The 19,831-nt window shown below is 53.3% G+C and carries 12 protein-coding genes; 1 reads left to right on the top strand and 11 read right to left on the bottom strand.

The window, feature by feature from the left end; genetic code table 11:
* Window positions 1–272: 272 nt before the first annotated feature.
* Genes PLIM_RS16210 through PLIM_RS16200 form a run of 3 tightly spaced genes read right to left on the bottom strand, consistent with a single transcriptional unit; the run spans window position 273 to window position 3,751 of the window.
* On the bottom strand, window positions 273–2,312 hold the full coding sequence (locus tag PLIM_RS16210) for an ATP-binding protein (RefSeq protein WP_013111400.1): 2,040 nt from the start codon (window positions 2,310–2,312) through the stop codon (window positions 273–275).
* 1 nt (window position 2,313) lies between these two features.
* Window positions 2,314–2,832: a hypothetical protein gene (locus PLIM_RS16205; RefSeq protein WP_013111399.1), complete on the bottom strand. Its 519-nt coding sequence runs from the start codon at window positions 2,830–2,832 to the stop codon at window positions 2,314–2,316.
* Window positions 2,825–3,751 carry a hypothetical protein gene (locus tag PLIM_RS16200; protein WP_013111398.1) on the bottom strand — a complete coding sequence of 309 codons (927 nt, stop codon included), beginning with the start codon at window positions 3,749–3,751 and terminating at the stop codon, window positions 2,825–2,827. The genes PLIM_RS16205 and PLIM_RS16200 overlap by 8 nt, the downstream gene beginning before the upstream one ends.
* A gap of 521 nt (window positions 3,752–4,272) precedes the next feature.
* On the opposite strand from PLIM_RS16200, the gene PLIM_RS16190 reads away from it, so the two are divergent.
* A complete protein-coding gene (locus PLIM_RS16190) occupies window positions 4,273–7,506 on the top strand; it encodes a DUF6288 domain-containing protein (RefSeq protein ID WP_013111397.1) in 3,234 nt (1,077 codons plus the stop codon).
* A 441-nt stretch (window positions 7,507–7,947) separates the two neighbouring features.
* Here the strand turns inward: PLIM_RS16190 and csb2 are convergent, their stop codons facing one another.
* The 8 genes from csb2 to PLIM_RS16145 all read right to left on the bottom strand — a co-directional run bounded on the left by csb2 (window position 7,948) and on the right by PLIM_RS16145 (window position 19,691).
* The gene (csb2, locus tag PLIM_RS16180) at window positions 7,948–9,522 is read right to left on the bottom strand and encodes a type I-G CRISPR-associated protein Csb2 (protein ID WP_013111396.1); all 1,575 of its coding nucleotides are present in this window, start codon (window positions 9,520–9,522) and stop codon (window positions 7,948–7,950) included.
* A 73-nt stretch (window positions 9,523–9,595) separates the two neighbouring features.
* Window positions 9,596–10,669 carry a type I-G CRISPR-associated RAMP protein Csb1/Cas7g gene (cas7g, locus tag PLIM_RS16175; protein WP_013111395.1) on the bottom strand — a complete coding sequence of 358 codons (1,074 nt, stop codon included), beginning with the start codon at window positions 10,667–10,669 and terminating at the stop codon, window positions 9,596–9,598.
* Entirely contained in the window at window positions 10,656–11,555 is a 900-nt protein-coding gene (gene cas8g2, locus PLIM_RS16170) for a type I-G CRISPR-associated protein Cas8g2 (RefSeq protein WP_013111394.1), read from the bottom strand. Before cas8g2 ends, cas7g begins: the two co-directional genes overlap by 14 nt.
* Entirely contained in the window at window positions 11,548–14,229 is a 2,682-nt protein-coding gene (gene cas3g / locus PLIM_RS16165) for a type I-G CRISPR-associated helicase/endonuclease Cas3g (protein ID WP_013111393.1), read from the bottom strand. The genes cas8g2 and cas3g overlap by 8 nt, the downstream gene beginning before the upstream one ends.
* A 65-nt stretch (window positions 14,230–14,294) precedes the next feature.
* Entirely contained in the window at window positions 14,295–15,350 is a 1,056-nt protein-coding gene (locus PLIM_RS16160; RefSeq protein ID WP_013111392.1) for a helix-turn-helix transcriptional regulator, read from the bottom strand.
* Between the two features lie 118 nt (window positions 15,351–15,468).
* Window positions 15,469–16,140 (bottom strand): vWA domain-containing protein, encoded by a 672-nt coding sequence (locus PLIM_RS16155; protein ID WP_013111391.1) that lies wholly within the window; start codon window positions 16,138–16,140, stop codon window positions 15,469–15,471.
* Between the two features lie 237 nt (window positions 16,141–16,377).
* Window positions 16,378–18,870: an ABC transporter permease subunit/CPBP intramembrane protease gene (locus PLIM_RS16150; RefSeq protein WP_013111390.1), complete on the bottom strand. Its 2,493-nt coding sequence runs from the start codon at window positions 18,868–18,870 to the stop codon at window positions 16,378–16,380.
* Complete coding sequence (locus PLIM_RS16145) at window positions 18,867–19,691, bottom strand: ATP-binding cassette domain-containing protein (protein WP_013111389.1); 825 nt, start codon at window positions 19,689–19,691, stop codon at window positions 18,867–18,869. Before PLIM_RS16145 ends, PLIM_RS16150 begins: the two co-directional genes overlap by 4 nt.
* Window positions 19,692–19,831 lie beyond the last annotated feature (140 nt).

Below are 19,831 nucleotides of genomic sequence, written 5' to 3'. Positions count from 1 at the left end.
ATTGTTGACGGGAAACAAAACCTCTTGAGGCTTAACCACACCGGTAGAAATCAGAATTTCAACCGGGGCCACCCTGCGATAGACCAAGAGGTAGATTGTTTTGGCTCTAAAGTCAGGAGCGCCCATGTTGAGACGTGTTCTTCACGTGAGTTGAGATCGAATGCCATAATCCATCAGACTTGCCCAACGCCATCGCGCTTTCAACCCGCTGCAATCGCAACAGACCTGCTAAAAGACAGGCCATGTGCAATGGATACGTTGCAGAGTATTTGTCATGTCTTTTTGGGAATCGGCGTCAGTATCTTTCCAGGGTACTGTAGATAGTGGCACGGAATGTCTCTGATAATACTATCGAGTGTTTCTTTGTCTTCACTTGTCGCAACGATCACTTGCTGCTTTGACTCTGCACATTTCGACGCACGCTTTAGCAAGGCATCGAAACTGAGTTTCTTCGTGCCTTGCTGGCGAGGCTCGTCAAACACCAGCATTCCAAGGTGGTTTGTCTGAAACTTCCGGTCCGCTTCGAGCATTCCGATGAGATAGGCCCAGATAATTCGGATTGTGTCGCTCGCGGAAGTGAGACCCACATCAAAATCGTTGCGCGCAGGTCGATAGCTCTCTCTGCTGATGCTCATTTGATCAATCGGAAAACTGCTGAACTGATACTCTTCGAGCTGTTGGACAAACATCGTTTGAAGGTATGCGATTTTCATTTCATCCATGTCCGTGAGGCCGATTTTCGCCAATGACTTCAATCGAGATTGAATCTCTGCCCACTCGTTGGCGAGATTCTCGAAGACGGTGTCAAATTCCGCGAAGTTGTCGGACACGTTTTGAAGCGAGATTGCCGACTGTTCGAGAAGCAGACGCTCCTGAATCGCAGCGGCAGATGGAACTTCACCACCGGAATGAAGCGTGTGCTTCAGTGATCGCATTGTCGAATTCGTGTCGTAGATTTTCTGCCTAATTGCATCGAGTTGCCGTTCCTTGGCCTCGACGACCCCCTTCGTATCTTCGTACATGTCCCGGAATGTCGCAATTTGATCTCTGATGAAGAGGATATTCTCTTCGAGGGTCATTGGCGGACTGGCATGCTCTTGTTCCAGAAGAACATCTTTGATTGGTTGATGACAGGTCGGACAGTTTCCGGAGGCAAGTTCAATCGGGATGTTTCCACCGCGATCCTCCACCTTCTTCGCGTCTTGATACTTCCGGTAATCCTCCGCGAGTGCTTGGAGTCTTTTGAACACCGAATCCCGGTGAGCGCGTTCAGCCATCAAGTCCCGCGTCAGCGCTTCTAGGCGGCTGGTGAGACGAGACAGTTCTTCTTCGGTTCTTTGAAGGTCTTCGATCGCCGACTGAGCCACCTGTTCCGCACGGGGAATTTCCTTCTCGTCGATCTCCTTCAATCGCGTTTGCAGTGACTTGATGCTATCCCGAACAGACTTCCAATTAGTTCCATCGGTGATGAGCAATTCAAGCGGAGGCGTCGGAGGCCATGTGGCTGTAGGATCTTCGGGAATTCCACGAACTATAACATGACTGGCTGCGGTAACGGCTTTAGCTTTGCTGGCAGTCGTTGTCCATTTTTCCTTCAACTGTGCCTGCTTTCGCTCATTCTCTTGCTTGTCGATTGCCCGCCGCAAGATGTCCAAACTGAGCACGTATTCCGCACTCCGCTTCCCCATCTCCATGATGCGGAGATACGTCGGCATTCTCGCCTTGATGTCCCGCCAGCCAGTCATTTGATCGACGAAGAAAAAGGGAAAGAGACATTCGAGGTACAGCGGGACAGTTTCATTGTCCGCAGCAGGAATTTGCGGAAGTATGTATCCGATGAACTCAGCCAGGAATCTGTGAAATCCCGATGGGTCCGTAGCAGCACGTCCGGTCCGAACGTAAAAGTCGCGACGCTCATACTGACCGTCTGGCTTGGTCATGTAGGGGCCAAGCAGCACACGAACAAGCTGTCGGGAATCTTTGGGGTTGCTCGACTCGACCTGACGCTGAACCGTAATGCGTTCGCCTTTGCTGTTCTCTATCTCCATGCGGACAAACGACTCCACGACCGGAATTTCGCTGGTACCGGTCATGACATGCGTTCGCATCGCGTCAGGCAGTGGGGGCTGATGGCTGGGGCCAAGCATGCCCTCAAGACCGAGAGCGTAAAGGATCGACATCATCGCTGTTGATTTGCCGCTTGTATTGGGAGCCCAAAGAACATTCAGGCCATCTTCAAAGGGAATAGTCGCGCCGAACCTGCCCTTTGCAGTCGTCACAGCCATTAGGAGTCGTCTGATTCGCAGGCCCATATCAACTCCAGGTGAAAAGCGATTTGACTTGCTTCTGGCTTATCTTTGCTCCGATTTCCTGCAAAAACTGCTTTTCAGTGGTAAAGCAGTCATCCATCTTCTTGATTTCAGCGACGAGCTTGTGGCCTTTTTCTGTCAAGATGACGCGGTATGCAGGAGCGCGTTTTTCATCTTCGTCTTCGATTAGGCTCGGCTCCGTCTCGTGATGGACAACAAGACCTTCAGCGAATGCGAAACGCACTGCTCGATTGAGGCTCGGATCGTATCGAACAATGATATCGTTCGGTGCCCGCTTGCCTTGGATGAATTGCAGGAAGGCCCTTCGCGTTTCTGGTGATCGGATCGCCCAATTGAGTACGTGAATTTGCTCAAAACCAGCCTTCGCGCCACGGCATTGATTCAGGAGCAGAACGAGGACGTGCATCCGCCACACGGGTCGCACATCGCACGGCATGGGCGTCGGCCGACGGAAAAACGTGAAGGGTACATCAAGTGCGTTTTCCAGAGTAAGTTCAGTCATTTCCGTTCTCCGGAAAATCCAAGGGGCAAATCCCTAACCAGAGTGCGATGGTTCCCCAAGAGACAATGTCACGATCTGCTTGAAAGATAAATGGCATTTCTTGTTCAAGCGTTTTTGCGAATTCCTTACGAGTCTCATTCAATCTCGTTCCCGGCATTCGGGAGTCCAAAGGTCCTTCCGACTCAATTGATTCCCCTGTCGTTGATATCAGCTCCTGCAAGTCTTCCCACTGCGGAGGATACAGGCGTTCGAGGCCCTTCTGGTAATTATCAGAGCGAAGGTGCCAGTTGAGAAGCTTTTCCCGATAAGCCTCCCGCTCTGTATCGGTTGCGTGAGGCATCGCTTTCTTCAGTTTTTTATCAATCATCTGTACAAAGTGGGGTTCCTGCATTTTGAATTCGATGACCTTGTTGGCAGAGACCGGCTTTCCGTCGCCCCTTGGCAAACGAGGATCACGGACAATCAATGTCGCAGCAGGAAAATCCTCGATCGACTTCACATACACGTCGAAATTGTCGTCGATAAATGGCAGGTTGAGCTTCCGGGTTTCCTTCGCTCGCTTCTTCGCGTATTTCAAAACGTCCTTGTCTTCAAACTTGGGAACTAGCAACGTCCAGCGTGTGAGCTTCCGATCCTCGAAGTAAGCGGTCCAAAAGTCTTTGTAGGTCTCCAGCTTCTTGAGATCTATGTAGATCTTGTTCTTCTGTTTTTGAATTCTCTCGTCGGCATCTGCGGTGCCTTGATCCGCGTATGACTGGTATCCGTCGCCGCTATCCGCGACGCCTTCCAATCCGCAGTCACCATTTCGGTCCGGAATTCTCTGGTACGATCCTCCACGCAAACCGTGATCTATCGAGACAAGCTCGTTTGCATACCGCTCCCACTCTTTTTCTTTCCAGGCATGGGAATCACCAACCATCGCCGCACCGTGCTTCAAACAAGAATTAGGTTAAGAGGAGAATAAACTTAAGCCTTAATTTTTAATCGATTTGTATACTTCTCCCCACCACGTCCTCGTCGCAGATTAAACACTCGTCTTCTGCTGGATTGGTGAAAAGAATGATGTGTGCCAATAAATATAGCGAGGCCTCTTGAGACTTCACCACTCTCAAGAGGCGGTTTTTCCGTCCCAGCACCGACCTCATCTTGAGCAATCATCTTCAACAGGCATGTCGTGTCGCCTTGGATGCGAACGCAGGCATCGGCCTGTCGCTGGACACGACTCCTGCCAAATCACTCGTCGAAATTGTTCCACAGGCCAAGCTGTTGCAGATTTCCCCGATTTCTGGCGTAACCCATCCTGTTGTTGCGTACAATTACAGTTTGTACTGCAAGTCAGTTCGTCAAACTGCGGCATGATCGATTGAATCCCGGCCCCTGTGGGCTTCGTTGAATTGGCAGCCAGAATCGACTTTCCCCACTTATTAAAAAGTCATCAGCATGCAAATCAGACTTAATGTCCTCGTGCTCACGGTCTTATTTGCAGTGGCTGGCTCGTGCGTGGCTGCCGACCAAAAGCATGACTGGAATCTCGGTGCCACGGGCCTCCGCGGCTGGATCCGTTGTGACAAACTGGTCACTTCCGATGCCCGCGAGATCAGGATCACCAAAGTGGAGAAAGGGTCTCCCGCTGAAGGTGTTCTCCAAGTTGGCGACGTGATTCTCGGCGTCGGCAGCAAGCCGTTTTCCCATGACCCACGCACCGAAATGGGCCAAGCACTCACTCTGGCAGAATCTGAAGCCGGCCAGGGCCACCTGACTCTCACCCGTTCACGCAATGGTCGCACAGACGAGGTTGTGGTCCAGCTCCCCATCCTCGGAACCTACAGCGCGACCGCTCCCTACAATTGCCCGAAATCGAAGCTCATTCTTGAACAAGGTTGCAGCGAACTCGCCCGGCGGATGGCCACTCCCGATTATGCTCAGCATCTCGATCCCATTCCCCGATCACTCAATGCCCTCGCTCTGTTGGCCAGCGGAGACCCAAGCTTCCTGCCACTCATTCAGAAAGAAGCCCAGTGGGCCGCCAGCTACCGCAACGAAGGCATGGCGACCTGGTATTACGGCTACGTCACGATGTTCCTTGCAGAATACAAGATCGCCACGGGCGATGATTCCGTGATGCCTGACTTAAAGCGACTCGCACTCGAAGCCGCCCAGGGGCAAAGTGCGGTCGGCTCATGGGGTCATGGTTTCGCTAAGCCCGATGGTCGTCTCGGCGGCTATGGCATGATGAACTCTCCCGGTCTGCCGCTGACAATCTCACTGGTGTTGGCTCGCGAGGCAGGCGTCAAAGATCCTGCTCTCGATCTCGCGATTGAGCGCAGTATGAAACTGCTCCGCTTTTATGTCGGCAAAGGTGCCATTCCCTATGGCGACCATCATCCCTGGATTGAGACTCACGAGGATAACGGCAAATGCGGTATGGCCGCCGTCTTATTTAACATACTGGGGGAATCCAAAGGGGCCGAGTTCTTCTCGCACATGAGCCTTGCCTCCCACGGACCGGAGCGTGATTGCGGACATACGGGCAACTTCTTCAACATCCTCTGGGCCATGCCCGGCGTTGCTCAAGCCGGACCAAACGCGACTGGTGCCTGGATGAAGGAATATGGAAACTGGTACTTCGACCTCGCACGCCGCTGGGATCACAGCTACCTGCATCAAGGCCCGCCCGAACCGGGAAGCGATAGCTACGCAGATTGGGATAGCACGGGCAGCTATCTGCTGGCCTACGCCATGCCGCTAAAGAAGATTTACCTCACTGGAAAAAAGCCGGGTACAGTGACCGAACTCGACGCCACCGCCGCCCAATCGCTGATTGTTGATGGGCGTGGCTGGGATAACAAAGATCGCAAAAGTTTCTACGATTCACTCAGCGATGAACAACTGATTGAGCGTCTGGAAAGTTGGTCGCCCGTCGTGCGCGAGCGCGCTGCCATGGCTATGGGACGCCGCAAGAACCCTCCCGTCACGCGCTTGATCGAGATGCTCGACTCTCCAAGTCTCGATACTCGCTATGGTGCCTGCCAGGCGTTGATCTTCCTCCGCAAACGCGGAGCACCTGCCGTCGATACCCTCCAGAAGACCTTGCAGCATCCAGACCTCTGGCTCCGCATCAAAGCGGCTGAAGCACTGGCTGCCATCGGTGCCCCTGCCACAAAAGCTGTCCCTCAACTCCTCGAACTGCTCGCTCAGGTCGATCGAATCAACGACCCTCGCGGCATGCAGCAGCGATATCTCTCCTTCGCTCTGTTTGATGATGACGGCATGCTCGGCCGCTCGCTGGATGGTGTTGATCGCCCGGCACTCTACAAAGCCGTGCGTGCAGGCCTCAAGAACGAAGATGGTCGTGCTCGCGGCAGCATTGGTTCCGTCTATCGACACCTCTCACTTGAAGAAATCAAGCCTCTCCTCCCTGCCATCTACGAGGCCATCATCCAGCCCGCCCCCAGCGGTGAAATGTTCGCCGATGGAATTCGCGTCGAAGGTCTGCGCCTCCTCTCGCAGCACCACATCGAAGAAGGCATGCACGCTCTCGTCACCTATACTCGCGATCAAAATCCCTGGGCCAGTGAACAACGCACTCCCGAACTTATGGAGATCCTCCTCACCTATGGTTCCCATGCCAAAGCCGTCATTCCGGAACTGACTCAAATCGCGAACTACTTCGAGAAGGACGAAAAAGACTTTCCCAGGCATCTCATGCGCATGAAGGCCAAGTGCGTCCGAGAAACGATCACTGCGATTAAAGCCTCCCAGGCATCCCCGCAACTTGTCCGCATTGCCGCCAACTCCGAAGCGAAGCCTCTCAAGGTCTTCATCCTCGCCGGTCAATCCAACATGGAAGGGCACGGCGTGGTCTCGATGGATGGAAAGAGAGACTACAACGGCGGCAAAGGAAACCTCGTCTGGTCGATGAAACACTCCCAGAGCGCCGAAAAACTCAAACGCCTGAAAAACGAAAAGGGCGAATGGGTCATCCGCGATGATGTGCAGATCTCCTTCAAGGTCGACGATAAGGTCCGCAAAGGGGGGCTGACAATAGGCTATACCGGCTATGGCGGCAGCAGCCACATCGGGCCCGAGTTGGGGTTTGGTTTTGTGATGGGTGACTACCTTGACGAACCCGTCCTGCTGATCAAAACCGCCTGGGGCGGCAAAAGCCTCTTCGTCGATTTCAGGCCTCCCAGTTCCGGCGGCCAGGTCGGGCCTTATTACACAAAGATGGTCGAAGAAGTCCGTGCCGCTCTCGCTGAGCTGGGCGATCAGAAGTACGAAATCGCCGGATTTGTCTGGCAACAGGGCTGGAACGATATGTGCGAAAAGCCAGCGATTGCCGAGTACGCACAGAATCTCGTCAACCTCGTCAAAGATCTCCGTAAAGAATTCGATTCGCCAAACCTGCCGGTCGTCGTGGGCGAGCTCGGCAACGGGGGCCCTGTCACCAGCGGCGATATGTTCGAGTTCCGAAAAGCGCAGGAGCAGGGGACCGGGCAAATCAACAATGCCCTCTTCATCAAAACCACCGACTTCGCACGCCCAGCCGAACTCTCCCCCAACACCACCCACGGACACCACTGGTTCGGCAATGCCGAAAGCTACTTCCTCATTGGTGAAGCACTCGGCGAAGGAATGAAACAACTACTGAAAGAATCCGCTCCGAACCGGTAACTCTGTGCGCCCTGCCCGAGTCCCACGATCGTTGCCTTCGAATAACAACGAACCGACAACGACGGGACGAGGCGGAAGCGTCAGCGACGGTCATTTTCAGAAGGGAATTCGCATCAATGATCTCGTGATCGGGAGCGAGTTCGAATCAAGAAAAAAGATCCGGTTTGCAAAGGGTTGAAGCGGAACCTGTGGTGATCAAGCGATGAATTGAATAGGCCCGTCGCTGACGCTTCCGGCTCGTGTACGAACTTCAGGTACTGACGAAAACTCATCGAGTGCTGGCAGGAATCCGCCATCTTCATTACATCGAGCAGGGAAAAGTCAAATCAGCTTTCCCTTCACTCAGGCCATGACTTCCACTCGCAGAGAACAAATCCCAATCGTTGCTCGTTGTTACGCAAAATGTAGCAGCTCGCAACCAGACTTTTACCACGAACAACCTCACTCACTCACCCTCTCCGCAGCAAACAACCCCAGCCCATAGTGGCGGCCACCTCCGATGCAGAGAACTCCGGGGAGTTTGAGAGGTTCCTGCCCCAAGGCGGGCCATTTCAGCCGAACGTGGTATCGAGGATAAGCTTCGAGATGCTTGGGAACTCGAAAATGGGAGGCGAGGTCACTACCTGGCCAGAACGAAACATTGCGCAATTCTAACTCGGCATTCTGAGCAAGAAATTCAGTAAAACCTGCCTGCAACAGTGCTTTTCGAATGAGCTTTTCTGCCTTGCGTGGATTGCGATCATCACGCCCGGGGAGGATGACCGGCGTGACCGTTGCCCAGGTATTGGCTGCATTTGTGTAGCGTTGAACCATTTTCTCAGAGTTTGGGATCGAAGCCATCATTCCCGTGGCATGCCCATTGTGTTCACTGATCAGATCGCGACCATTCAAGGCTCTTCGAGTCCAGGCGACTTCTTCAAAACAACCTTGACCAAACGTCGTGATCAGGACTCGACGAACACTGCCGACAGATAAACCCTGGCCACGAAACTCGATTGAGGGAAGAGGCAGGTAGGCGAGTCGATCCGGGCCAACAATATCCTGGCTTTCCTGCCGTTGCGGGTTGTGCTGATGAACATGCCGCTCTTGATTTCCATTGGAATTGCGGAGAGTGGCGTGACCAAAAATCACGCTGCTAATCTTGGCATCAGACCAGCGGGATTCTTGAGCGGCCTGCCCAGCAAGATGGCGGAGCATACCCGCGACAACCAGAGATTTTTGAGTGGTATCGAACAGTCGCATCCGCGAACCGTCGATCGTGAGAATTTGAAAGGCCGCAAATGGTTGGGCCTGTCTCAGAGAATCCGGGCGATATCCCTTGAGTTGAAAAGCAGTGAGTGGGGGAACAGGGTGAAAAAGATCCTGTTTCAATCGATTCAAAAAGGCCCCGTGCTTGGCCGAAAGTGCGAGCAACGAGCCTTTGATAGGGACTCGGAGTTGAGTGGCTGTCGGGTCAATGACTGGTAACCACAGTTCTTCGCCCGCTTGAGACGCAGGCATGGTCGCGTGAAGCGTGGCATTTCCAAAGGCCTGATCGATCCCCCACCCGAGGTGTGTAATCGAACGTGCCAGCCTCCCAAGAATCTCCAGGTAGGGAAAAGGAGCCTCACCGATATCATAAAGATAGTGAAGAACCGGTTCTGTGAGATCAGCTGGCCGAATGAGATGAAGCGGCCGGATATCCTTTTCAACCCTGGCGGTGATGGTATCGGTGGCTCCGCGTGACCAGGAGGAAGCCGCCAGATCAGCCGTATTGTTGGGGACATACATCCGATACGGAGTCACGGAAAGCCGACTCTTGGCAGCGATAATCGCCGGTGCAGGCTGCCGTTCCAGCCATTGTAAGGCGTCTCCGGCCACTGCCATCGGGTCACCATCCGGTGTTTGTGCTGCCGCTGCAGCGACAAGGCTCTGATAAAGACGCAGAGGTGAAGGAGGCCACTCTGGCTCACCACCATCCCGCTGGCCATGGAAGAGCGGTTGATGAAGTCGGACAGTCAAACAGAGATACGACACGATCAATGCTCCAGCTACAGGCAAGGAACGAGAGGCTGTTTATCGAAGATGCAACTCAGGCGGTCGCTGCCAATCAAGACTTGGCGGCTTTCGGCTTAGACTTTTTCTCTTCCTTGTCCTTGGGGCTGACATCCTTGAGTGCCCGCTGCTTGTCGAAGGGGACAACCCGGCTTTCGCCGACGCCGAAATCGTGGGCGGCCTGCTGGGCGAACGCCAGTGCGTCTTCATGGGTGAATGTGACGGGTTTTCGTTCTCCCGTCGGCAGGACTTCAACAAATTCTCGTGGTTTGGAAGGATCCAGCACCAGATTGCAGCCCTGTCGCAAGTCACCCGCAGGATTCTTAGTAAAGGCGACGAGGGAGAGGCCAAGAATGTAGCGGCGGAGTTTGAGCGTCTTTGCGTCATCCTTGCCTGCGAAGAGGCGGCGAATAGCTGTGAGTGCTAATGTTGCATCGCGACGAATACCGCCGTGGGCAATGATGCCGCCATGGGAGCCTGTGGCTGGAACATGGATAAATCCTCGTTCAGCAAAAGCATCTTTGGCCGTTTTATCCGCTGGCTCAGGGAGTAAGCCTTCGTTGACATACTCTGTTGCAGGATTGAACTGGGCGGAGCGCTTGAGTCTGCTCACATCATAAGCGCGGATGGTCGAGCCAATGATACGTGGAAGTTTGGCCTGGGTGTCGCGTGAATCCCAGACGCCGAAGACTAAGGAAGTGGGTGCGATCTTGGCGAGTGGCTCGGCATCACCTTTGAGAACAGACTTAAAGGCATCCTGTAAAGTCTGCTGAAGTTCCGAACAGCGAACGAGTGCGTCACCCGCCCGATGACCAGCTTCAAAAATACTGACTTCCTTTTCACCCGCCTTGACGACAATTTGTGGAACGAGGGACGAGTAAGGTTCTTCTTCGAACATCGGTTCGATGCGATTAGCCTGAGCACCGACACTGTCGATGAGACAAATCGACTGCCCTTGTGCATCTGTGTCGATGTTGTATCCGCCGGGTTCGCCAGACTTTTGGGCGGCATAAGTTGGAGGAAATAGCACACCATCTTCGCCCTCGACGGGCGTCAGGTGCTCGCGAATCACCAATGCGGCAGGGCCATTCAATGACAGAAACTCATCAATTTTCTTAGACAAGGACATTTGTCGCTCCAGAATAGGGTGTGGCGTTTAGAAAACTCTTCAGATACTTAGTTCGATACAAGAGTCGAAACTCGAATGTCAGGTGCGCAATCGCGTCAATGGTGCAAGAGGTAACTCCAGCCGCCAGAAGTGGGTTGAGTGGAGTTGTCCAAGCTTGATACAAGAACCGGTTCTCGTTGGAGACTTCTAATGGTCGAAACCGCTGAAGGCCGACGAATGTAAGAAATTCCTGGTATGGTCTGGCACCTACGGTAATTCTGGTCGTCGAGTTTGTAGACAGTGAATCAAGGCTGAAACCAACATCAAGAGCAGATCCTTGGCTACTTACATGGGAATCAAAGTTGAAGCCCAATCCATTTTCGTGAGAGATTTCGTCCAGCAGTGTCTTCGGAGGGTGTGGCCACCAAGTAAAAGTGCTCAGTGCGTGTTTCATGGATGTTGAAATTGATTCCACTGATTGCTGGCCAGCCCATGTCTTGAATCGACCACCCCCAGAGAATTCATCTTCAAACCAGTCAAGTCGGATTGAAAATGGAGCCAGCAACACTAGAGGCGATTCTCTACGCAGTTTTTCAAGTTCCTTTTTCTCGTTTTCCAGTGATGGCTGTTCCTTCAACTCTTTTGCTTTGAGGGAAGATAGCTCTTCGAGTCGACGACGCTGCGGTGCCGTCATGGTGCTTACCAACTTTGCTTCGTGCAGTGATATCACGAGAGTCTGGAGCGTCCCGACGCAGTTAATGTTAAATGTGCGACTTCCCGGTTCAAACCAGCCTTCGGCACCGGGCCAGAGGCGGTCGGCGAGTTCCAGTAAGCCGCAGCAGGCGAAGAATTGGCCGGGGTTGGTTACGTCCACATCAACGCGAATTCCGGGTTGATCGTTACTCATGAACAGGCTCCTCGCGTGAAGAAGGGTGAGCACTGGCGGCGTAATCGGCTGCCCTTAAGATCGATTCCAGATAAGCCAGACCCCAGCGGCCGTAGTGGCGTTGTAACCTTGCAAAGCGACGGGGGATTTCTGTAGCGAAAGCGATGGATTCACTCTCCAGCGCAAAAGGATCAAAGGCTTCATCAGCCGAAAAATGAGGCCTGGCCCGGCCATGGTGGGCAGCAATCAAATGAAGCACGATATCTTGATCATGGGGCTCCAATGCGTTGAATTCCGCATCATGTGTGATATCTCTGAGTGAACCGAATTCGTGACGATAAGTTTCTGTAATTCGCCCAGTGCCGGTCTGAGACTTGGCCAACAGAACATCGGGAAAATTTCGATTTCCCAGCATCATCTGAAAGAAAGGTCTTCGTTTGCCTTCATCGTGATACTTCGCAGCCAAGCGGACAGCAGCCTTCAACTTCTCAGGGAGCTTCAATTCTTTGAGAATCTGTTCTGTTTCACGCACGACATCGTCCACATGGTGTTGCAACCCGATGGGTGCCTTTGAACCCAGCGTTCCTAAGCCTGTTCGAGCAGGGGTTGCCAGCCAGAGCCAGATTTTTCCGTTCGCGGGTGAAGTGGTTGACTCGGTTTCCAGATCATCAAGCGTCGATGATTCCTGGGTATTAACTTGTGATACGGGCGTGGTCGTATCCGATTCATCCACTTCCAGCACGATCTGTCGAACGACTCGCATCTCCCTAGTTTGTTTGAGGAAAGATGGGAGTTCATCTTCTGTAACCCGCAGTCGTGAGCGTTGCTTGTTTTCTGAGGTCGGTGATTTGCAGGAGACATCAAGTGCAGGTGCTTCAGAGTCGCCATCGAGGAGGCCACTGTTCAGGCCGCCAATCGAAGGTGGCAGGAGGATGGTGCAGTGTTCAATGCGTTCCTTGCGATCCTTGTTGGCTACTTCCTTCAGTGGGACGAGCGTGAGTTTCTCTTTGCGGTCGATCATCCACACGATGGTTTCGGGATGTCGTTCGGCCAGCTTTGCCAGATGCTTGAACGCGCGCTCGCTGGTATTGACGACGAGTTCATGAGGCAATAAGGGAAACTCTTCGAGCAATTGTTCGGGAGGGTGCTCTTTGAGAACTTCTGCATTCAGGAGATCGACTTCCTCGCGCCACGCGATGGTGGTTTGTGGTGGCTCCCAGGTTTCAATTCCATGGAGGTAAGGTTCGACGGGTGGTCTCCCCGGGAGTTCTCCCTTGATGGATGTCAGTGCCCAGGTATCAAAGAGAATATCGGTTGCGGGAAGTATGGTCGGAAGCGGGGTGAATGCTTGATGAACCTCTTCTGATCGTGCATTGTAAAGCTTCGATAGAGCCGCCGGGCTGGCATCGCCTTCAAGTTGCCGAAGGAGCAGAAGTGTCTTTTCCCGTGGTGGGCTAAATACATCTTCGCCGGTGAATGTCGAGGGATAGATCACGTGAATCGAACTGTCGTCACGATCGCCGAACCGATTTACGCGGCCGAAGCGCTGGGCCATACTTTCATAGGTGGAAAGATCACAAATGAGATGGTCGGCAGAGAGATTGACACCCACCTCACCGGCACTGGTACAGATGAGGTAAACAGTCCCTGCTGCAGGCGTTACCTTCCACGATGGACTTTGCGAGTCATTGGCTTTGGGGGGGGGCAGAAAGCGGGCGAAGATCGGGCAGCCGGTGGGTGATGTCGGATCGGCCATCTGCTGACGTTCGTAACCTCGCTGTGTCCCTGTCAGAAATTGTACCGAAAGTTTCTTCTTTTCGAGTTCTCCTTGAACACTTTCAACATGGTCAAGTTTGCGAAGGAAGATAATCACTGTGCGATTTGAATCCCGAAGTTCGAGAGCGCGAGCGACAACGGCCTCCACGAGAGGTTTTTTCTCATCAGCGACTTCCTGCAAGGTCATGGTCTTAGTGGCTTGAAGACGCTGTTTCACAACCGGATGTTTTTCATCCGACGGGCTGAGCCCGAAGGGGGGCGATTTCTGGCTGCTTTTGTCATCATCCGAACGGATGGTGGCTGAAAGTTGCATGACTTGCAGCGGTCGCCAGGGAACATCCGAGGTCGATCGTTCTCGCTGCTGCTCACTCATGATCGATTCAAGCAGTTTCTGGAAAGCTGGTTCCAGGTGCGCTTCATCGTGAACTAACAGTGTGTCCTGTCCGAGAAAACCGGCATGGAGTGGCCGCGCCTTAAAGCCAACACCGTAGCCGGAGAAGAGGAGCCGACTGCCGATCATATCCACAGTGCCAGAGATGACAGCGGGTAAGGCGGGATTCTTCGACCACTCCCGATTATCGGCAAACTGCCCTCTTAATGTGCTGATCATCAGATCGCGGATGCCGAGGTTCGCCGCAGAGAGATTTTTCTTAATGCGTTCCACTTCGGTCGTTGTCTGATCGACGACTGTGCGGCGGTTGACGACATAAGCCAGGCGTGTGGGAAGGTCATTCGGTCGTCTGGCAAGAGCCAGCAACCAGATGGCAATGATCGAGGTTTTGCCTAATCCCGTGGGAATGTGGCAAACGGAAGGGATATCGACCTCCTTGCCGGTGGTCATTCTTTCGAAAAGAGCTGCTTGCCACGGGAAAGGTGGGCTGCCAGTCAGTTGTTCGAATTTGGCGCTGAAATCAAACATCGGGGTAGAGCCTTGGTACATCGCAGATCGAGTGGATAGGCATTATCTATAAAATAAACAGTCAGCTATTTCGCTTTCCGCTTGGCTGATAATGAAAATTTAGGTGCTAGTGCCGAAGTTGGCGGTAAGCCTGGTTTTTCGTAGTGATGGATTGTCTGCCTGAGGGAGTCGATGACTCGTGTTCTCAGGTGTTCAGGCTCCAATACTTCGACCTGGGGGCCGAAGCTGAGGAGCCAGGAGGTGAATTCTTCCAGGGGGCCGAGTTGGTATTCGGCCAGAATGCTCCCATCTCGCTGAGTGCTGAGTTTCTGGCTGGGGTGGAATTGTTTTTCCTCTAAAATGCGGCTGACACCAGGAGCAAAGCGGACTTTCACAGTTTCTGGTGCTTTATCGCTCGAGAAGATGCCGAACGAATGTTCTAGGTGGGCTGCCGGGTCGAAATCCTCGGGGCGATTGAATTGCCAGCCGTGGAGTTCGACGTGGCTGATACGATCCACCTTAAAGGTGCGGATAGCCTCGTGATCCCGTGACCAGGCGATGATATATAAAGCATGCTTGTGATGAACCAGGGCATAGGGGTAGATGTCTAAAAGTGTGACCGGTTCCGTCGCCCGAAGTGATTGATAGGTAATTACTGTGAGTCGGCGTTCTTCGATCGCGACCATTAAATTGTCGATCAGTTCGGCCCGCGATTCATAATCCACGACTCTGGCGTTTGTGAGATGAATGGCTGTGGCCAGTTTCTGGAGGTGTTTGAGTGCCGGTGCTCCTAAAGCTGTGCGGATTTTCTTGAGAGCCGTACGTGAGCCTTGCCAGAAGTAAGTGCCAGCCAGCCCTTCGAGGAACTGACTTCCCCAGTAAAGAGCGGCCGCTTCTTCGAGAGTGAATGTGAGGGCTGGTATGCCGGTGGTATCAGTCATTTTCCAGAGTTTGCGTCCGTGCGAAGAGACCTCCTGGTCAATGGGGAAAGCCAGTTGCTGGAGCAGTGCGAGATCGCGTTGTATGGTTTTGGTCGACGCCTTGAGTTCTTCGGCCAACGCCTTGAGAGTGACGCCTTGCCGACGGGCAGAGAGAATCCGCAGCAACATCCATTGGCGCAGGATTTGAGTCGTGTCCGACATGCGTATGTGGCCCTTGACGCACCGGTAAGTGGGTGAAAACAACTGTGTGGAAGATCATGCCTGAGTGAACGCCCGCGCACAAGTGGTTTATTATGCGAACGTTTGTCTGAGTGAAGAGTTATTCATCCGCCAGAATTCGCATCGCGTCGGTGAATTCGATTTCACTGAGGAGTGGGTCAGCCTCGTCGTCATCGGCCATTTTCGCAGCGCGAACCTTCTGCATTTGTGCGTTCATAATGTCAAAAGTGGCGGCTACTTTTTCGGGATCGCTGGCAAAACGGAGTGCCTGGCCGGCACCGATCCCCAGGTTCGCTGCCGTGGCAATCGCATCCTGATTGGCTGCGAGGAAAACAAACTGCCACTGATAGACCGACCGCTGATGGCTGATCTGCTGATTGATGGTCGCCATGTCGAACTGCAGACTCGAATTCTCTTCACCATCGGTCAGCGTCACGAAGATCACCGTTCCCGGGCGATCTGCTTCGGGCAGCTTTGAAAGTGCTTCCCCAGTTTCAGCAATCGCCCGGCCCATGGCATCAAGTAATGCGGTCGAACCGCGGGGGATGAATGTCTCAATGTCGAGTTCAGGTATCGCGTCGAGTGGCTGCATATTGGCCAGGAGTTCGTAGGCGTAGTCGAACTGCACCAGAGTCATCGTGGCGCAGCCGGGCAATGATTTTTGGGAATTGAGAAAGGCATTAAAACTTTCGATGGTGGCGGCTTTGATCGATGTCATGGAACCCGATCGATCGAGCACGAACGTAATGTGTGTGAGATCGCGACGCGTCATCTTGATATCTCCATAAACTCCACGATTTCTACAAAACATCACCTCTCGGCATGCCTGCAGATGTGATCGTGATGATGGCTGAGGAGACCAGTTCCCGAATCTCGAAAGTCCTTCGAGGTGCCCGGCTCACTATGGCTGGGACAGAACTGGCGTGTTGGAGATGACATTAACCAGCCAGGTGGTCAACCCATGTCTGTCGTGACGAATGTACAGATGGATTGGGCAGCATGTGCCAGATCAGTTCGCTGGTGCGGGGGAATCTTCACGAGGTGGATATGGCTGGCTGACGAGCCAGGTGAGTGCCGCCATGGCAATCAATGCACAGAGGAGGAGCAGCAGCGGGCGGAAGACAAGTTCGCCTTCAGAGACCGTGATGAAAGTCTGATGGAACCCGGGTTTCGTCAGTTGAGTTTGTATTTGACTCAGGCCCACTTGCATCCCGTTATGCAGGAAGTGATAGAGCATTCCCGGATAAATGCTCCGGCTTTGAACGGCCAGAAGACCAATGATCAGCCCTAGAAGTGCGGCATTGAAAACCTGCTGTGAAACCATGTGAATGATGCCAAAGCTGATGGCCGAGATGACGATGGCGAGGCCATGTCGGCCGCCCTGCCTGAGGCCACTCAGGATAAATCCTCGGAAAGCCAGTTCTTCGCAGATCGCAGGTGCGATCGCAAAGGCGACCAGGAGTAACCACAGAGGTTGCTCATTTTTCGAGAGGAGTTCGCCGACCAGCTTCATACTTTCTGGTAACGGTGGGAAGAACCAGGCCAGTCGATGGGAGAGTTCCAGCGACAGGGGGAAGACACTCAATGCCAGTATGATTGAGGCTGCCAGATAGCGCAGCTTCGGAAAGCGGAATTGAAAGGTCTGCCGTACGCTCGTTGTGAGGATGATTCCCATCATCAGGGCGGGAGTGGCAATGATGGCGACCTGTTGAACAATCATCAGTTTGAGCATGATCCCGCCCAGTTCATCGGGCTTGGCCTGACTGAGTGGTTGCTGGAACATTTTGAGAGCTGCAAACTGCAGCAGCATGATCACGACAAAGCAAACGCCGGCTTCGGCAAAGGAAGGTGTCGGCGTTTTGTCACGGAGGAGTTGCCTGAGCCAGAGTTTGAGTTCGAAGCGTTCGGATTCGCGGAAGAGGACTTCCTCTCGACTGAACTGATCAATCGCCCACCAGAGAGCCAGCAGGCTGTAGCCGGCCGACGTGATCAGTACCGGTATGGAATAGAGCCACAGAAGATATGAATCGGCAGTCCCGAGGAGTCGCTCTTTTAACAGCAAGGCTGGGCCAACGACTGGCAGAATACTATAGAACGGCTGCATTTCGACAGCGGGTGAGAGGCAGAAGACCGTGAGTCCTAACGTCACCATCAAAAGTGGGGTGAGGTAGTATTGACCTTCTTTAGAACTTCGCGCGAATGTCGCCAGTGCGAGGCAAAGTGCGCTAAAGAGAGCAGCAATGGGGATGAGAAGAACGGCAACCCACACAAGCGATGAGAATGCCGGGAGTGTCAGATCGACATTGCGAGAGAGATTGGATGCTGCTAGCGATGAGACATACTTGCCGGTGAAGCTGAGGCTTAAGAGATTCAGCACGGCCGTGGCCATACTGAAGCCCATGACAGTGAAGAATTTGCCAATCACGATTTCGGTGCGGCTGGCCGGACAGATAAGAAGGGTTTCCATAGTGCCGCGTTCTTTCTCACCCGCAGCCAGATCGATGGCGGGGTAAAACGCGCCGGTAACAGCCATAATGATCAGCATGGCCGGGAAGAGCTTGCTCCAGACGTTATTCGCGACCTGTTGAGAATCGGCCAGTTCGACGACGTGGGCGCGAATGGGTGTGGGCAATTGTTCGGGAAGACCACCGGCTTTCAGTTGATCGCGAAGGATCTGCCTTTCCCACGATTCCATCACTTCAACAACGCGTGTGTAGGCAATCACCGATTTGTCATCCGCACGATTGCGAATAATGAGTGGTCGGGGGTAGTCGAAGTTGTTCGCAGGTGTCAGTGGTGTGGTGGGGGCCAGTGGTGCAATGGCATCCTTTGCGCTGTCTTCGCCTGGCTGGCTACGTTGACTGGCAAGTTGCTGCTTGACGGCTTCGATACTCTGGTCAAAATCGGGCGGGATGATAATGAGAACCTGAATGCCGCTTTGCTTAAAGAGCTCACTCATCGTTTTGCGAAGTTGAACCTGAGTGGCTTCCAGTTCGGGGGAAAGTAAAGTTGCAGGGCGACCTCTTTCGACCGCAGCGGGATTGAGCAGTTTAAGTTGTTCAATAAGAACCTGAAGTTCTTTAGCCTGGTTGAGGATTCTTTGTCGGCGAGCCAGATCGGCAGGTGAAGCGGCTGACTTTTTTGTGGTATTCGTCGGCTGCTCAGCATCGGCAGATGAAGCTTTGGAGTTTTCTGTGTCTGCGTTTTCTGGTGGCAGATCGGTAATGACTTCGAGCTTGTTCCGGCTCTCGGTATTGGTCTCGAACCAGGCTTGAGCAAAGCGATGACCATCGAGCAGTTGAGGCGGAGGAAGATCAGCAGCTCCCAGAATCACGACCGTGCGAGGCTGCTCGCTGAAGAGTACAGTCAACTGCATCATGCCGATTCCCAGTGCGGGATACAGCAGTAATGGTAAAACAGCCACCATAAATAATGTGCGGCGATCGCGCAATTGATCGAGAACTTCGCGGCGGAAAATCAGCCAGACATTGCGCCAGTTCATGGTCTCACCTCGACGTTCGTGCTGGTGTCGTCGAGGCCGGGATTGATGGAGTCTTCATTGGCACGAAGGTGCTCAGCTTCTTCGGCATCGCAGGCGGAAATCAGTTCAAAAAAGAGTTCTTCGATATCCCGCTGATGATGTGTATCGCGCAGTTCTTCAATGGAACCCTGAGCCAGGATGCGTCCGCGATAAATGATCGCAATGCGGTCACACAGTTTCTCGACTTCACGCATGATGTGTGTCGAGAAGATGATGCACTTGCCCTGATCTCGCAGTGATTCGACAGCGTGAATCACTCTGCGGGCGACAAGCACATCGAGTCCACTGGTCGGTTCGTCGAAGATCATGACGGGTGGATCGTGCACAATGGCTCGGGCGATGGAAACCTTCTGTTTCATACCGGTCGACATTTTGGAGCCGAGCACTTCGCGAATTTCATTCATCTGCAATGTGCTGAAAATCGTTTCGAGTCGCTGAGTGAGTTGTGCCTGCGGAATGCCATAGAGCCGACCATAGTATTCGACAAGTTCCCAGGCGGTCATGCGGTCGTAGATGCCGGTGTTATTCGACATGAAGCCGATGCGGGCGCGAACTTGAGCAGGATGAGTGGCGACGTCGTAGCCGGCGATGATGGCGGAACCGGAACTTGGTTTAAGGACAGTACTGAGAATTCTCAGGCAGGTGGTTTTACCTGCGCCATTGGGGCCCAGTAGTCCAAAGATTTCGCCGGGTTTGACATCGAAGCTGACGTGATCAAGTGCCAGACGTTCACCCGTCTTGAAGTCTGAGAACTTTTTCGTCAGTCGATCCAGTTGAATCATAAGTTGCCAATGGTCTTCGCGGCAGAAGCCCCTCTCGAGAGAAAAGCCCGGCCCCGCTCGGATAATCATTAACTTCGTGTTGATTGTTAATCGCGATACAACGTGACCAGATCATCTGGTCAAGATCAGGGTTAACAATG

Origin of the sequence: Planctopirus limnophila DSM 3776 (assembly GCF_000092105.1) — a bacterium.
Classification (GTDB): Bacteria; Planctomycetota; Planctomycetia; order Planctomycetales; family Planctomycetaceae; genus Planctopirus; species Planctopirus limnophila.
The sequence above is the reverse complement of the archived record's forward strand: the minus strand, read 5'-3'. Positions and strand labels throughout refer to the sequence as shown.

What these genes read in the sequence shown, in the direction of transcription:
- PLIM_RS16160 (WP_013111392.1), bottom strand. Translation starts at nt 15,350, where the DNA reads ATGTCGGACACGACTCAAATCCTGCGCCAATGGATGTTGCTGCGGATT.
- cas3g (WP_013111393.1), bottom strand. Translation starts at nt 14,229, where the DNA reads ATGTTTGATTTCAGCGCCAAATTCGAACAACTGACTGGCAGCCCACCT.
- PLIM_RS16200 (WP_013111398.1), bottom strand. Translation starts at nt 3,751, where the DNA reads ATGGTTGGTGATTCCCATGCCTGGAAAGAAAAAGAGTGGGAGCGGTAT.
- PLIM_RS16145 (WP_013111389.1), bottom strand. Translation starts at nt 19,691, where the DNA reads ATGATTCAACTGGATCGACTGACGAAAAAGTTCTCAGACTTCAAGACG.
- PLIM_RS16150 (WP_013111390.1), bottom strand. Translation starts at nt 18,870, where the DNA reads ATGAACTGGCGCAATGTCTGGCTGATTTTCCGCCGCGAAGTTCTCGAT.
- cas7g (WP_013111395.1), bottom strand. Translation starts at nt 10,669, where the DNA reads ATGTCCTTGTCTAAGAAAATTGATGAGTTTCTGTCATTGAATGGCCCT.
- PLIM_RS16155 (WP_013111391.1), bottom strand. Translation starts at nt 16,140, where the DNA reads ATGACGCGTCGCGATCTCACACACATTACGTTCGTGCTCGATCGATCG.
- PLIM_RS16205 (WP_013111399.1), bottom strand. Translation starts at nt 2,832, where the DNA reads ATGACTGAACTTACTCTGGAAAACGCACTTGATGTACCCTTCACGTTT.
- PLIM_RS16190 (WP_013111397.1), top strand. Translation starts at nt 4,273, where the DNA reads ATGCAAATCAGACTTAATGTCCTCGTGCTCACGGTCTTATTTGCAGTG.
- PLIM_RS16210 (WP_013111400.1), bottom strand. Translation starts at nt 2,312, where the DNA reads ATGGGCCTGCGAATCAGACGACTCCTAATGGCTGTGACGACTGCAAAG.
- cas8g2 (WP_013111394.1), bottom strand. Translation starts at nt 11,555, where the DNA reads ATGAGTAACGATCAACCCGGAATTCGCGTTGATGTGGACGTAACCAAC.